The sequence below is a fragment of the Agromyces sp. Y182 genome (assembly GCF_059445385.1).
The window spans coordinates 2,360,304-2,374,198 of record NZ_JCAIUF010000001.1; the positions used below are offsets into that span (position 1 = coordinate 2,360,304).

At 69.9% G+C, this 13,895-nt stretch carries 14 protein-coding genes; 3 read left to right on the plus strand and 11 right to left on the minus strand.

Annotation, left to right across the window (positions count from 1 at the left end):
- Positions 1-43 precede the first annotated feature (43 nt).
- The 4 genes from AC1C2R_RS10930 to AC1C2R_RS10945 are packed head-to-tail and all read right to left on the minus strand — an operon-like array spanning position 44 to position 4,876.
- Complete coding sequence (locus AC1C2R_RS10930) at positions 44-748, minus strand: ABC transporter ATP-binding protein (protein WP_495379912.1); 705 nt, start codon at positions 746-748, stop codon at positions 44-46.
- Positions 745-2,799 carry a branched-chain amino acid ABC transporter ATP-binding protein/permease gene (locus AC1C2R_RS10935; RefSeq protein ID WP_495379913.1) on the minus strand — a complete coding sequence of 685 codons (2,055 nt, stop codon included), beginning with the start codon at positions 2,797-2,799 and terminating at the stop codon, positions 745-747. The genes AC1C2R_RS10930 and AC1C2R_RS10935 overlap by 4 nt, the downstream gene beginning before the upstream one ends.
- Position 2,800: 1 nt before the next feature.
- On the minus strand, positions 2,801-3,670 hold the full coding sequence (locus tag AC1C2R_RS10940) for a branched-chain amino acid ABC transporter permease (RefSeq protein ID WP_495352505.1): 870 nt from the start codon (positions 3,668-3,670) through the stop codon (positions 2,801-2,803).
- Positions 3,671-3,682: 12 nt separating this feature from the next.
- A complete protein-coding gene (locus AC1C2R_RS10945) occupies positions 3,683-4,876 on the minus strand; it encodes an ABC transporter substrate-binding protein (protein ID WP_495379914.1) in 1,194 nt (397 codons plus the stop codon).
- Positions 4,877-5,066: 190 nt separating this feature from the next.
- Between AC1C2R_RS10945 and AC1C2R_RS10950 the strand changes: the two genes are divergently transcribed.
- Entirely contained in the window at positions 5,067-5,918 is an 852-nt protein-coding gene (locus AC1C2R_RS10950; protein WP_495379915.1) for a sulfurtransferase, read from the plus strand.
- Between the two features lie 183 nt (positions 5,919-6,101).
- Here AC1C2R_RS10950 and AC1C2R_RS10955 read toward each other — a convergent pair whose 3' ends face one another.
- From AC1C2R_RS10955 to AC1C2R_RS10965, 3 genes are all read right to left on the minus strand, one after another.
- Positions 6,102-6,890: a MerR family transcriptional regulator gene (locus AC1C2R_RS10955; protein WP_495352508.1), complete on the minus strand. Its 789-nt coding sequence runs from the start codon at positions 6,888-6,890 to the stop codon at positions 6,102-6,104.
- 4 nt (positions 6,891-6,894) lie between these two features.
- A complete protein-coding gene (locus AC1C2R_RS10960) occupies positions 6,895-7,713 on the minus strand; it encodes an alpha/beta fold hydrolase (RefSeq protein ID WP_495379916.1) in 819 nt (272 codons plus the stop codon).
- A 144-nt stretch (positions 7,714-7,857) separates the two neighbouring features.
- A complete protein-coding gene (locus AC1C2R_RS10965) occupies positions 7,858-8,694 on the minus strand; it encodes a class I SAM-dependent methyltransferase (RefSeq protein WP_495379917.1) in 837 nt (278 codons plus the stop codon).
- 165 nt (positions 8,695-8,859) lie between these two features.
- On the opposite strand from AC1C2R_RS10965, the gene AC1C2R_RS10970 reads away from it, so the two are divergent.
- The gene (locus tag AC1C2R_RS10970) at positions 8,860-9,816 is read left to right on the plus strand and encodes an FKBP-type peptidyl-prolyl cis-trans isomerase (RefSeq protein ID WP_495352511.1); all 957 of its coding nucleotides are present in this window, start codon (positions 8,860-8,862) and stop codon (positions 9,814-9,816) included.
- Positions 9,817-9,893: 77 nt separating this feature from the next.
- On the opposite strand, the gene AC1C2R_RS10975 is transcribed toward AC1C2R_RS10970, so the two are convergent.
- From AC1C2R_RS10975 to AC1C2R_RS10990, 4 genes are all read right to left on the minus strand, one after another.
- Positions 9,894-10,853 (minus strand): energy-coupling factor transporter transmembrane component T, encoded by a 960-nt coding sequence (locus AC1C2R_RS10975; protein WP_495379918.1) that lies wholly within the window; start codon positions 10,851-10,853, stop codon positions 9,894-9,896.
- Positions 10,850-12,673, minus strand: coding sequence for an ABC transporter ATP-binding protein (locus tag AC1C2R_RS10980; protein ID WP_495379919.1), 1,824 nt, complete (start codon positions 12,671-12,673; stop codon positions 10,850-10,852). The genes AC1C2R_RS10975 and AC1C2R_RS10980 overlap by 4 nt, the downstream gene beginning before the upstream one ends.
- Positions 12,674-12,741: 68 nt before the next feature.
- A complete protein-coding gene (locus AC1C2R_RS10985; RefSeq protein ID WP_495379920.1) occupies positions 12,742-13,116 on the minus strand; it encodes a type II toxin-antitoxin system death-on-curing family toxin in 375 nt (124 codons plus the stop codon).
- Positions 13,113-13,316, minus strand: coding sequence for a hypothetical protein (locus tag AC1C2R_RS10990; RefSeq protein ID WP_495352515.1), 204 nt, complete (start codon positions 13,314-13,316; stop codon positions 13,113-13,115). The genes AC1C2R_RS10985 and AC1C2R_RS10990 overlap by 4 nt, the downstream gene beginning before the upstream one ends.
- 149 nt (positions 13,317-13,465) lie before the next feature.
- On the opposite strand from AC1C2R_RS10990, the gene AC1C2R_RS10995 reads away from it, so the two are divergent.
- On the plus strand, positions 13,466-13,882 hold the full coding sequence (locus AC1C2R_RS10995; RefSeq protein ID WP_495352516.1) for a transferase: 417 nt from the start codon (positions 13,466-13,468) through the stop codon (positions 13,880-13,882).
- Positions 13,883-13,895 lie beyond the last annotated feature (13 nt).

Below are 13,895 nucleotides of genomic sequence, written 5' to 3' on the forward strand. Positions count from 1 at the left end.
GACCGGCGCGCCCGCGCCTGGGTCCGCCAACACGCCGCGTCGGCTACGCCGCAGCACCCCCGAGGTACGCGTTGCGCACCTCGGGCAGCTCCACGAGTTCGGCGGGCGTTCCCTCGAGCACCACACGACCCCGCTGCATCACCACGGCCCGGTCGGCGATGCCGAATGAGGCGCGCACGTTCTGTTCGACGAGGAGCACGGCCATGCCGCGGCCGCGCAGCTCGGTGAGTACCTTCATGATCTCGGCGACGACCTTCGGGGCGAGCCCGATCGAGGGTTCGTCGAGCAGGATCGCCTTGGGCGAAGCCATGAGGCCGCGGCCGATCGCGACCATCTGCTGCTCGCCGCCCGAGAGCGTGCCGGCCGCTTGGCCGAGACGAGGCTGCAGCCGCGGGAAGAGCTCGAGCACGGCCGCGAGGTCGCCCTTGCCGCCGCGGCTCCACGCGCCGAGCATGAGGTTGTCGCGCACCGAGAGCGACGGGAAGCACAACCGGTTCTCGGGCACGTGGGTGAGGCCGAGCGCCGCCATCTTCTCCGTCGGCTGCGCGGTGAGGTTCACTCCGGCGAGCGTGACGGTTCCGGCGGTGGGCTTGATGAGACCGTTGAGCGCCCGCAGGAGAGTCGTCTTGCCCGCGCCGTTCGAACCGACCACGGTCACGATCTCGCCCGGCGCGACCGAGAGGCTCACGTCGTGCAGAATGGCGAGCTTGCCGTAGCCCGCATCGAGGCCAACGACTTCGAGGGTCATGAGTGGTCCTCCAGCTCTTTCAGCTCGGCTTCGGCCTCTTCGGCATCGGTGCCGAGGTAGGCGACGATGACCGCGGGGTCGTTGCGCACCGACTCGGGGTCGCCGTGCGCGATGAGCACGCCGTCGTCGAGCACCGCGACCGAATCGGCGAGGGCCATGACCTGCGCCACGTCGTGCTCGACGAGCACGATCGTGAGACCTGCGTCGCGCAGCGCCCGCAACAACGTCGCGAGCAGCTCGCGCTCGCTGCCCGAGAGTCCGGCCATCGGCTCGTCGAGCAGCAGCAGCGCGGGCTCGGCGGCGAGCGCCCGGCACACCTCCATCATGCGCTGGCGGCCGAACGGCAGGTCGCCCGCGGCGAGGCCTGCGACATCGCCGAGCCGCATCGAGTCGAGGATGTCGTGGGCGATCTCCTCGTGCGCGTACTGCTCGCGGCCCTGCAGGCCGAGCATGCCGCGGAGGATGCCGGCCCGGCCCTTGCGGTAGCGGCCCATGTAGACGTTGCCGACGACATCGGTCGAGGAGAACACCTGCAGGTTCTGGAACGTGCGGGTGAGTCCGGCTTCGGCGCCGACGTGCGGCTTCTTGCCCTGCACCTCCTGGCCGAGGAAGCGCACGGTGCCCGACGTCGGGGTGATCGCGCCCGTGATCATGTTGAAGCACGTCGTCTTGCCGGCGCCGTTCGGGCCGATGAGGCCCATGATGCGGCCGGCGGGCACGGTGAAGCTCACGTCGTCGACGGCGACCACGCCGCCATAGCGCTTGGTGAGACCCGTGACCTCGAGGATCGTCTCGCCGACCGCCACCGGCGTCGAGACGGCCGGTATGCGAGGGGCGGATGCCGCGGCATCCGTCGCCTCGTCGAGACCCCCGGCACTGGCGGCACTGGCGGCATTGAGGCCGGCGGCACCGGCGGCACCTGACGCCGACTCGCCCGGCAACCCGCCGAACGCACGCGTCGGCACGTCGCTGGAGCCCGCACCCGCGTCGGCAGTGCCGTCGGGCACCGGCCGCGCCGCGGCATCCGCCCGCTTGGCCATTCGCCGGCGAATCGCCGCCCACGCGGTCTTCACGACCTGGTAGAGCCCGCCGGGCAAGAGGATGATCACGAGGATCAGCACGAGGCCGTAGCCGATGAGCTGCACTTCGCCCGTCGCGCCGGGGATGATCGCGGGAATCAGGTCGCGCAGCCCCTCGGAGAGCAGCTCCACGATGAACGCTCCGGCGATCGCGCCCCACACCGAGCCGAGGCCGCCGATGACGACCATCAGCAGCAGCTCCACCGAGACGTGGAACTCCGCGACCTGCGGCGAGACGATCTGCACCTGATAGGCGTAGAAGACGCCGCCGAGCCCGGCGAAGCCTGCCGAGAGGGTGAAGACCTTCACGCGCAAGGCGTAGGTGTTGACGCCGAGCGACTCGGCTGCGAGCTCGGAGTCGTTGACCGATGAGAGCGCCCGGCCCGCCCGCGAGCGGGTGAGGTTCAGCGCGAGCACGAGGCCGATGAGCACGAACGGTGCGACGAACCAGAAGAACAGGCCGTTGTTGTCGATCGGGATGCCGAAGATCTCGGGTCGCCCGTAGCCGTAGATGCCCGTCGTGCGGCCCGTGAAGTCCCACTCGCGCACGGCGATCATGACGATGAAGCCGAGGCCGAGTGTCGCGAGGGCGAGGTAGTGGCCGCGCAGGCGCAGCATCGGCAAGCCGACGAGGAGCGCCGCGAGCATCGCCGCGACGACGCCGCCGACCGCGGCGACGAGGCCCGGCAGCTCGAACTTCTGCAACAGGATCGCGTGCGTGTACGCGCCGATCGCGAAGAACGCCGCCTGGCCGAGCGACACCTGGCCGGCGAGGCCCATGAGCAGTGACAGGCCGATCGCGGGCAGCGCGAAGATCATCGAGAAGACGGCGATGTTCATCATCGACGAGCTCGCAGTGAAGGGCACGATGGCGATGATCACGGCGAACACTGCGACGCCGATGATCGTGCCGCGGTTGTTGGGCCAGAAGCCGGTCTTCGACCGCATGGCGGCCTTGTTCAGGTAGGACATCTCAGACCCTCACGGCGTTCGGGCGCAGCACGAGGCCAGCCGGTCGGATGATGAGCACGATGATGAGGATGAAGAACGCGACGGCGTCCTTCCATCCGGATGCCACGTAGCCGGCGACGTACGACTCGATGATGCCGAGCAGCAGCGCGCCGACGATCGCCGCACGGAACGAGACGAGCCCGCCGAGCACCGCCGCCACGAACCCCTTGAGGCCGAGCAGCAGGCCGCCCGACCAGATCGAGAGGTAGATCGGCGAGCTGACGACGCCCGCCGTCGCGCCCACGAACCCGGCGATCGCGAAGGCGATGACGGATGCCACGGCCGGCGAGATACCGACGATGCGTGCTGCAACCGGCTGCTCTGCGCTCGCGCGCAGCGCCTTTCCCCAGCGGGTCTTCTCGTAGAAGAGCAGCACGCCGCCGCCGACGACGACGAGTGCACCGAGCATCCAGAGCTCCTGCGAGCGGATGCTGACACCGCCGAGGTCGAGGTCGCTGCCGGGGAAGGCGGGCAGACGTCGACCCTCTGCTCCCCAGATGAGGAGCATGATCGCCTGCAGCAACGTCGAGACGCCGAGGGTCAGGATGATCGAGACGAGCGTCGTGAGGTTCTTCACGCGTGAGATCACGAGGCGTTCGATGAGCACTGATGCGAGGGTCACCGAGACGAGCGCGATGAGGATGGCGACGGGCAGCGGCAGGCCGGCCGTGACGAGCGAGATGCTGCCGAGACCGGCCAGCGTCGCGTAGTCGCCCTGGGCGATGTTCACGACGTGCCGCACCGTGTAGGTGGCGATGAGGCCGACGGCGAGCAGGGCGTACACAGATCCCTGTGAGAGCCCTGCCACCGTCAGCTGGAGGAAATCGATCAAAACGAGTGCTGCCTACTCTTCGTAGAGGGTCCAGCGGCCGCCCTCGGCGAGCGCCATGATGAGCGCGTCGGCGGTGAGGCCGGAGTGGTTCTCGGGGGTCATCGTGAAGACGCCCGAGATGCCCACGAGGTCGGTGGTCGACTCGATCGCGTCGCGGAGGGCCTCAGGGTCGGTGCCCGCGGCCTCGATGGCCTGCGTGCCGACGAGCCATGCGTCGAACGCGTGCCCGGCGAAGCTCGAGGGCGAGCTGCCGAAGGCCTCGGTGTAGTCCGCGATGAACTGGTCGATGACCTCTTTCTGCGGGTCGTCGTCGGCGAGCTGGTCGGCGACGAGCAGGCGGCCCATCGGTGCGATGACGCCCTCGGCTGCGGGCCCGGCGGCTTCGAAGAACGCTTCGTTGGCCACACCGTGCGACTGGTAGACCGGCTTGCCCACCCCGAGCTGCACGTAGGCCGCCTGCGCGAGGCCGGCCGACGGGGTGATGCCCCAGATGATGACGGCGTCGGCGTCGGCGCCGCGGATGTTCGTCATCTGCGCGGTGAAGTCGGTCGCGCTCGGCTCGAACGACTCGGTCGCCGTGAGCGTGATGCCGCGCTCGGCGCCGAGCTCGGTGATGATGTCGGCGATGCCCTCGCCGAAGCCCGTTGCGTCGCGCACGAGTGCGACCTTCGTGTAGCCCTTCGACTCGGCGTCGTCGAGGATGCGCTCGAGCACGACGAGGTCGTTCTGCGCGGTCTTGAAGACCCACTCCGAGCCGTCGACGATCGCGGCGTTCGCGGCGACCGAGATGGTCGGCACTTGCGCTGCCTCGACGAGCGGGCGCATTGCGAGCGACGGGCCGGTGCGGGAGGAACCGATGATGAGGTCGACGTCGTCGTTCTCGATGAGCTGCGACGTGGCCTTGGCTGCGCCGTCTTCGGTGGACTGATTGTCTTTGATGATCAGCTCGACCTCGCGGCCGTCGATGCCGCCGTCTTCGTTGAGCTGCTCGGCGAGCATGTTGAGCGTGTTCTGCTCGGGCACGCCGAGGTTCGCGCCGACACCCGTGATGTCGAGCACGGCGCCGATCTTGATCGGGCCCTCTTCCGAGGCGCCGTCGTCGCCGGAGTCGCCGCCGAAGTTCGAGGCGCCGCAACCGGTGAGTGCGAGGGCGATGGATGCCGCGACCGCGGCGGGAACGAGCAGACGGCGTTGCACACGGTGCATGGGTGAACTCTCCTTTGAGCCCTGGCGGGTTCTCTTCGCTGAGTGGGGGTGATGATTCATGACCGACCATTCGGTCACTATTTCGACTCCCTCGAAGATACGGTGCGTGACGAGGCATCCGCAAGCCAAGTTATGCAACGGAGACATGGATGCTGCGCGCAGAACGGGCGTCTGCGGGTTGGATGGAGGAATGCTGATTCTCATCGACGCCGAAGCGCTCGCCCGACGACTCTCCGATGGAGCGCGAACGGTCGTGCTCGACGTGCGCTGGACCCTCGCGCAGCCCGACGGCTCGGAGGCGTACCGCGCGGGGCACGTTCCGGGCGCCGTGTACGTCGACCTCGATCACGAGCTCGCTGATCACGCGGTGACGGGGGAGGGGCGGCATCCGCTGCCCTCTGAAGCGGCGTTGACCGCCGCCATGCGGCGCTGGGGCGTGCGCGACGGTGACACCGTCGTGGTCATGGACGACGTCGGCAACCAGTCCTCCGCACGGGCATGGTGGCTGCTCCGGCACGCAGGGGCTGAAGATGTGCGCATGCTCGACGGCGGTCTCGGCGCGTGGCGGGCCGCGGGGCATCCGATCGAGACCGGCGACGTCACCCCCGAGCCCGGCGACGCGACCGCGCACTTCGGCTCGATGCCGGTGATCGACATCGACGCGGCGGCGGCATTCCCGGCCGAAGGCGTGCTGCTCGACGCACGAGCCGCACCGCGGTACCGCGGGGAAGTCGAACCGATCGACCCCCGCGCCGGGCACATCGCGGGCGCTCGCTCCGCGCCGAGCGGCGACAACCTCGATGCCGAGGGCCGGTTCCTGTCGCCCGAGGCGCTGCGCGAACGCTTCGCCGGAGTCGGCGCGACCGTCGGCACACCCGTCGCGGCCTACTGCGGGTCGGGGGTGACGGCCGCGCACGAGGTCGCGGCGCTCGCCATCGCCGGCATCGGGGCGGCGCTCTACCCGGGCTCGTGGAGCCAATGGTCGAACGACGACTCCCGCGCGGTCGCGGTCGGGTCTGACGTGGTTCCGCCGGTCGAGTAGGGAGCGAAGCGAGCGTATCGAGACCCGTGCGGGGGTCTCGATACGCGTCCTCCTTCGTCGGGCGCTACTCGACCGGCGGTTGGGCGTGCGGGGTCGGGTCGGACGTGGTTCCGCCGGTCGAGTAGGGAGCGAAGCGAGCGTATCGAGACCCGTGCGGGGTCTCCTCGACCGGCGATCGGGCGTTCAGACCTCGGGTCGCTCGTGCGGCACGGGGACTCCTGCGGCGCGGAGCCTGGCCTCGGTGAGCGCGGTCAGCCGCGCAGAGATCGGCGCCTGGCCTTCGCCGTGGTTGTTGATCAGTGTGTACTTGGCGGAGGCGTCGATCCAGGCCCGCATGATGCCGGGATCCCCCAGCAGGGCGGGGTTGGCGAGGTAATGGTCGGCCGTGGCGGTCGCGAGTTCCTCGATGCGCGGGTCGTCCGGGCCCCAGCTCTCGGCCTCCCAACTGCGCTTGGTCAGGTCGACGTACCCGGGGTCGTCGAGCCGAAGCTCGATCTGGGTCAGGAAGCCGTCGAAGCCGCCCGGCAACAGCGCCCGGGCGAGCACGAGGCCCTCGCGTTGGCCGACCACGTAATCGGGGCTGAAGCCGAGAGCGCGCATCCGGTCGAGCACGGCGCACGCGCGGTCGGGCAGCAACGCGCGGTCGCCGTCGGCGAGCCGGTGCAGCGTGTCGCGACGCGCGATCAGGTCCGTGATCCGATCGGTCAGCCGCTCGTCGACGTCGGCGACGGCAGCGGAGAACTGCTCGGTGTCGGCGTCGAGCAGGGACCCGATCTCGGCCAGCGGCACGCCCGCGGCAGCCAGGGTCCGAACCTGCACCAGGCGCAGCAGCTCGTCCGATCCGTAGCGCCGGTACCCGGAGGTGTCGCGTCGTGGTTCGTCGACGAGGCCGAGCCGGTGGTAGTGCCGCACGGTCTTCACCGTGATACCGGCGAAGGCCGCCGCCTGCCCGATCGTGAGTCCGCCGGTCATGCCCTCAACGACCGCTTCGCTCGAGGGCGGCGACCTCGCGCACAACCGCGGCGACGGCCGGGGAATCCTTGCGCAGGACGCTTCCATGGTTGCTGGCGACCTTCGCGCTGATCTTCAGGTTCGAGTTGCGGGCCAGCACGGGGTCGATGGCCTTCCGCATCTGCTCCTGCAGGTCGTCGCGGCTGCCCACGGCCTCACCGGACGCGACGACGTACCGGACCGGCACGGTCATGCCGTCGAGGATCGGTTCGAGGGCGGCGTGCAGCAGGTGGGACTCGATGGCGAGATCCGCGTGCGTCTCGGCCGAGAACCGCGCCGCCAGACCCAGCGGGCGAACCAGCGGCATCATCGGCTTCATGCGCCCGAACACCTTCCGGATCTCGTCGTGGCCGGCCTCGTCGGTCCAGCCGACCGGGTACGGGCCGTCGACCCCCACCACGCCCAGGGCGCGGGCCGGGTTCCGGCTGGCCCAGTGCACTCCCAGCAGGGCCCCGTAGGACCAGCCCACCAGGAGTGCCCGGTCCACGCCCCTCGCCGCGAGGACGGCGTCGATGTCTCGCATGCAGGCTTCGAACGAATAGTCGGCCGCGAGCTTCGATTTTCCGCGGGCGCGTTCGTCGAACGTGATGTGCCGCATGCCCGGTCCGAGATCGGCGACGACGCGCCCCCAGTGCCGCTGCGAGGCGTACGCGCCGTTCAGGTAGACCACGGGGATGCCCGGGCCACCTGTGTCGGTGACCGCCAAGGCCGTGTCATCGACCGACACCATGCCAGTCCATGCCGTGTTGGAATCGGTTGCTTTCGTTGCTTTCGTCGTGTTCATGTCGTCAGCCTGCACCCTGACCCAAGGTCAAGGTCAAGGTCAATACCCCGGGGATCGCTGGTCGAGTCGGGAGCGCAGCGAGCGTGTCGGGACCCGGTGCGGGGTCTCGAGACGCGTCCTTCGTCGGTCGCTACTCGACCAGCGTTACTCGACCGGCCCTGTCGGGGCCGACGGGCGCCGACCGACGGCGATGAGCGTCGTCACGTCGATCGAGGCCAGGTCACGCTCGGCGAGCGCGTCGAGGTACCGCTTTCGCACGCCGGCGATCGCCTGCTCGTCGAGTCCGTCGAGCATGAAGCGAAGCGCGGTGCCGAGCACGAGCGTCCATGAGAGCTCGGGAGTGAGCTCGAGGTGCCGCTGCACCGCCTCGGCGCGCACCCCCGTGAGCCCGAGCCCGGTGAGCCATTGCGCGAGACTTCCCGCGGTGTCGATCGACTCGAGCCCGGCCGAGCGCGGAGCGTCGTCATCGAGCGCGGCGCCGCCATCTGGCAGGGCCGCCGCGAGCAGCTCCGGAACGGGCTCGAACGCGCCCCGGGCCCAAACCGTGATCGTGACCCGACCTCCGGGCCGGGCCCGCTCGATCAGGTGGCGGGTGCCGTCATCGGGATCGGGGAAGAAGAAGACGCCCAGCACGCACTGCACGAGGTCGTACCCCGTGGGCTCCCAACTCGTGACGTCGGCGACGTGGAAGCGCAGCTGCGGCATCCGCTCGCCTGCTCGTTCTCGTGCGACCTCGACGAGCGGCTCGGCGAGCTCGACCGCATCGACCACCCCGCCGATGCCCACGAGCTCCGCGGTCGGCAACGCGGATGCCCCGTCGCCCGAGCACGCGTCGAGCACGAGCTCGTCGAATCGGGGCCGTGCCCGCGCTACCGCCGCGGTCGAGATCGGATTCCACAGTACGTCGTCGAGCTCGATGAACGACGCGGCCGCAGCCGCGAATCCTCCAGCGAGATCAGGTTCCCCCAACTTGTCCCCCATTCACCCATTCTGGCCCTGATCGGCCCAGAACGAGCGGATTCCGGTGGTCCGCCGCGGAATCCCGGCGGCTGACTCAGGCCACTGAGAGCACGAACTCAGGCAATCGAAAGCAGAACCGTGCAGACTGGGCACACACAGCTGACGATCGAATCGAGAGTTTCTCCCATGAACCGTGCCCTGCGCCGTGCCGCGCCTATCGCGCTCGCCTCCGTGGCAGCCCTGCTCCTCGCCGGTTGCGCCGGCGGCCCCCAGCCCGAGGCATCCGAAACACCCGCTGCCGCCGAGTGCATGGATGTGAAGTCGGGTTCGCTCAGCGACGGTGTGACCGTCGAGGGTGAATTCGCCGCCTCGCCGACCGCCACGTTCACCACGCCGCTCGAGGCCGAAGAGCTCGAGCGCACCGTCGCCATCGAGGGCGACGGTGACACGACCGCCGACGGCGACCCGATGAACGTCGTCGTCACCGCCTTCTCGGGCACGAGCGGCGAGTCGCTGTTCTCGCAGCCCACCACGATCACCGTCGGCGACGAGGGCGTCTTCGAGTCGTTCCTCGCCGGCATCGACTGCGTGCCCGTCGGCTCGCGCACCGTGACCGTCGCTCCCGCGTCGACGCTCTACGGCGACACCGGCAACGAGACCATCGGCGTCGCCGCCGGCGAGACCGTCGTCATCGTCATCGACGTCGTCGAAGTGCAGGAGCCCCTGACGCCCGCCGAGTGGACCGAGAACGTGCCCGAGGTCAAGTTCGGTGCCGAAGGCGAAGCGCCCACGGTGACCCTGCCCGGCACCCCGCCGTCGACCGAGCTCGAGCTGAAGGTGCTCGAAGAGGGCGACGGCGCCGAGGTGCAGGCCGGCGATAGCGTCACCGTGCAGTACCAGGGCACCAGCTGGGACACCGGCGAGGTCTTCGACCAGAGCTACGGCGGTGACGCCGCGACGTTCACGACCGATGGCGTCATCCAGGGCTTCGGTGCCGCGCTCGTCGGCCAGAAGGTCGGCACGAAGCTCATCGTGACGATTCCGCCGGAGTACGCGTACGGCACAGATGCCGAGGCGCACGAACTCGGCGGGCAGACGCTCCTGTTCCTCGTCGAGATCGAAGACACCGCGGCGGCCGAGTAGCACGCTGCTCGAAGGGCCGGACGGCATACCGTCCGGCCCTTCGTCGTTCCCGGTACGGGTGTGCGGGATGCGCGCGCTCAGCGGCCCCACGTCAGCGCGGCGATGGCGGCGCTCACGACGAGGAAGCACGCCACGAACACCGTGTCGCGCACGCGCCACGGTGAGAGGTGCCGCTCGGTGCGCGAGGGGTGCGCGCCGAAGGCACGGGCGTCCATCGCGAGGGCGACTCGCTCGGCGTGGCGGATCGCGGAGGCGAGCAACGGCACGATGTAGCCGAGCGCACGTCGCACGGCCGCGACCGGTCCGCGACCGACATCCGTGCCCCGAACGCGATGGGCGGCCCGGATGATCTCGAGCTCGTGACCGAAGCGGGGCACGAATCGCAGCGCGGCCAGCGCTGTGTAGCCGATGCGGTACGACACCCCGAGGTTCGCCACCATCGCGCGAACGAACTCGGGCCCGGTCGAGGTGACCCCGGCGATGAGCGACAGCAGCAGGATCGCGAGGATGCGCAGCCCCGTCGCAAGCCCGACGAGGTAGGCGGCGAGCGTGAAGTCCCAGTCGCCGATCGAGACGAGGGTGACGGATGCCGCCGGCTCGCCGGCCACGCTCGACGGGTCGATCCACACGCCGAACGTCACGCCGAGCACCGCGGCGGCCACGGGGGTGCCGACGAGGAGTGCTGCGGCCGCGCGCCCCGGCAGCCGTGCCCCGATGAGCAGTACCGCCATCGCGAACACGATGAACGCGAGCGGCACGGCGATGCCGCGGCTGAACACGACGAGTACCATCACGGGCAGCGGCGCCGCGAGTTTGGCCAGCGGGTTGAGGGCGTAGAGGAAGTGCGCGGGGTGGTGGGCGCGATGCTCGGAGAACGGATCGAGGGTCGTCGGGGCCGGTGCAGTCGGGTCGAGGGCGGTCGCATCGGGCGCCGTCAGGTCGGGCGCAGCGGATGCTCCGGCGCCCGCGAGGCCCTCACGGTCGTGCCCGGCCGCGCCGAGAGGCTCCTCGGCGCCGTGCGCATCGAACGTGCTCACGAGTTCGCCTTCGAAGTGACCGGCAGCTGCGACATCCGCACCACCGAATGCCAGGCGGGGTGCCGCTCGAGGCCGCGAGTGGCGCGGGCGAGCGGCGGGTGACGCAGTCCGGCCTGCTCGATGAGCGGCCCCGCGAGCACCTCGGCGGCCGGGCCCACGCCGAGAAGGCGCCCTTCGGCCATGACCGCGATGTGGCTTGCATGGTCGGCGACGAGCTGCAGGTCGTGGGTGACGACGAGCACGGTGGCCCCGTCGTCGTTCAGGGTGCGCAGCAGGTCGAGGAGCTCGGCGGCGCGTGCACGATCTTGCCCGAAGGTGGGTTCGTCGAGGGCGAGCACGGGGGCGCCGGCGATCAGGGCGGTGCCGACCGAGAGGCGGCGTTTCTGCCCGCCGGAGAGGAGGAAGGGGTGGCGTTCGCGCAGCGCTTCGAGCCCGAAGCGGCGGAGCATCGCGTCGACACCGCGTTCGATGTCGGCGGCGGTTGCGCCCTGCTGGCGGAGGCCGTGTGCGAGTTCTTCGGCGACCGTCGGGGCGATGAACTGGTGCTCGGGGTTCTGGAACACGAAGCCGATGCGGCGCGCTCGTTCGCGGGTGTCGCAGCGAGCCGGGTCGACGCCCAGCACCTCGACCGTGCCGCGAGGCGCAGGGATCACGCCCGCGAGCGCCTGCAGCAGCGTGGTCTTGCCGGCGCCGTTCGTGCCGACGATCGCGAGGAAGTCCCCGGTCGCCACCTCGAGGTCGACGCCGTCGACGACGACCGGACCGCGTCGCCCGCCGCGTCGCACCGAGAGGGCGCGGGCGCGGATCGCGACGCCGGTTCCCTCATCGGCACCGGTTCCCTCATCGGCGCTCGTTCCCTGGGCTTGTCGAAGGGAACCCCCGCCCTCACCGTCCCTTCCCTTCGACAGGCTCACGGAGCGGAACTCCGGCCGGGGCGCCGATTCGATGAGCGGGGCAGGCAGGGCGGGTTGCGCGTCGAGGGCTGCCGCGAGCTCGGCCGGGGTGAGGGGGAGCGGGTCGAGCACGACCCCGGCGTCGCGCAGGCGCATCCCCGCGAGCGTCGATACCGGCAGCCAGACGCCGAGGGCGGCCAGCTCGTCGGCCCGTTCGCGCAGGGTCGTGCGGGCGGGCCCGTCGATCACGAGCCGCCCATCGGCATCGAGCACGATCACCCGATCGACGATGTCGACGGCGGAGTCGAGGTTGTGTTCGACGAGCACGACAGCATGCTCGCGCTCGCTCGCGAGTTCGCGCAGCACCGCGTAGACCTCGTCGATGCCGGCGGGGTCGAGGTTCGCCGTCGGTTCATCGAGCACGAGCACGGGCGCCGCCATCGCCAGCGCGCAGGCGATCGCGAGTCGTTGCCGACCGCCTCCAGAGAGCACGTCGGGGTTCTCGGCGCGACGATCCCAGAGGCCGACGAGTTTCAGTGCGCGCTCGGCGCGCCGGCGCACTTCGGATGCCTCGACGAGCTGGTTCTCGGGCGCGAAGCACACTTCGTCGAGCACGGTGGCGGTGACGATCTGCGCGTCGGGATCTTGGAAGACCATGGCGACGTGCGCACTCAGCACGCCGACGGGATGCTCGCGGGTGTCGAGCCCCGCCACGAGCACCGTGCCGTCGAGAGTTGCGGGCACCGCGTGCGGTACGAGCCCGTCGAGGGCCAGGGTGAGCGTCGACTTGCCGCAGCCGCTCGGACCGAGGATCAGCACGACCTCGCCGCGTGCGACATCGAACGACACGTCGACCGGGGTGGCGGCCTCCGCGCCCGCATGACGGATGCTCACGTGATCGAGCTCGAGAAGCGGTGCAGAGGGCATGGCTGGGCCTGGCGAGATGGTGGTCGGCGGACGGCCCGCGACGCGGCATCCGTAGTGCTTAGGTCAGCCTAACCTCGTGAGTCGAGCGGATGGGCGTTCCGCTCGAGCCACTCCATGGCCGCTGCGAGCGATTCGCTACCGGCGGCAACACGACGGATGAACGCGTCAGCGTCGGCCGAGGGCCTGAGATCGTACCCGTTGAGGTCGTAGAAGACGAGCGTCACCGCCCACGACAGTCGCTTGTTTCCATCGAGCAACGGATGGTTTCGATTGATGCCGATCATCAAGACCGCGGCCTTCAGATGCAGGCCTTCGTAGACCTCTTCGCCGAATACCGGCATCGGGCCTGCCAAGGCCGACAGGAAGAGCGAGCGGTCGCGGAAATGCAGGCCGCGCCGCTCGAGCCATTCTTCGATATCGAGCGGATCGACGTACTCGGTCACTTCGAGAGCGCTTCGAGCAGAGCCGCGTCGCGGATCTCCATGCGATCGAGAGCGGCGCGCGTGCGCTCGCTCTTCGACAGTCGCTCGGCCCGATCGCGGATCGCGAGGATCGCAACCTCGTTCATCGAGCGGTGCTCCTTCGCTGCCAGGGCGCGCAGCAGCGCACTGTCGGCCTCGTCGATGCGCAGATTCATCGCCATTTCGCTTGCCTTTCGGTCGCTTGGTACCACTTTGATACTACGCGGATGTCCCCGAGTGCACCAGCTCTCGCACTGCGGGAATTCCCCGGTCAGCTGTGGTGTTGTACCAGTGTTCGGGTGTGGAATCACCACCCCGGAAGGAGGAGAACGTGGGCATCAGTTATGTCGAGTTCGAGGACGAAGCCGGGATCACGCGTCGCTATCGCAAGCACGTGAACGGCCGGGGCCTCGTTGCCACGACCGCCAAGGTCGACCCGACCGCGTTCGTCGACCCGACGGCCTACGTCGATCCGGGCGCCGAAGTGCAGCGCGGGGCGCAGATCGGCCCGGGCGGCTGGATCGAGGGCGACGCGATCGTCGCCGAACGCGCCGTCGTGGGTGTGAACGCCCATGTCGGCCGCCGTGCCGTCGTCGGCCGCAATGCCGTGCTCGGCGCGTACGCGATCATCGGCAGCGACGCGAGGGTGCAGAACGGCGCCCGAGTGCCGCGCGAGGTCACCGTCGAAGCGGGCGACGAGTACCGCGCCTCGAGCGACGACCTGCGCCGGCTCGGCCTCGCGGCCTGAGTCGCAGCACCGG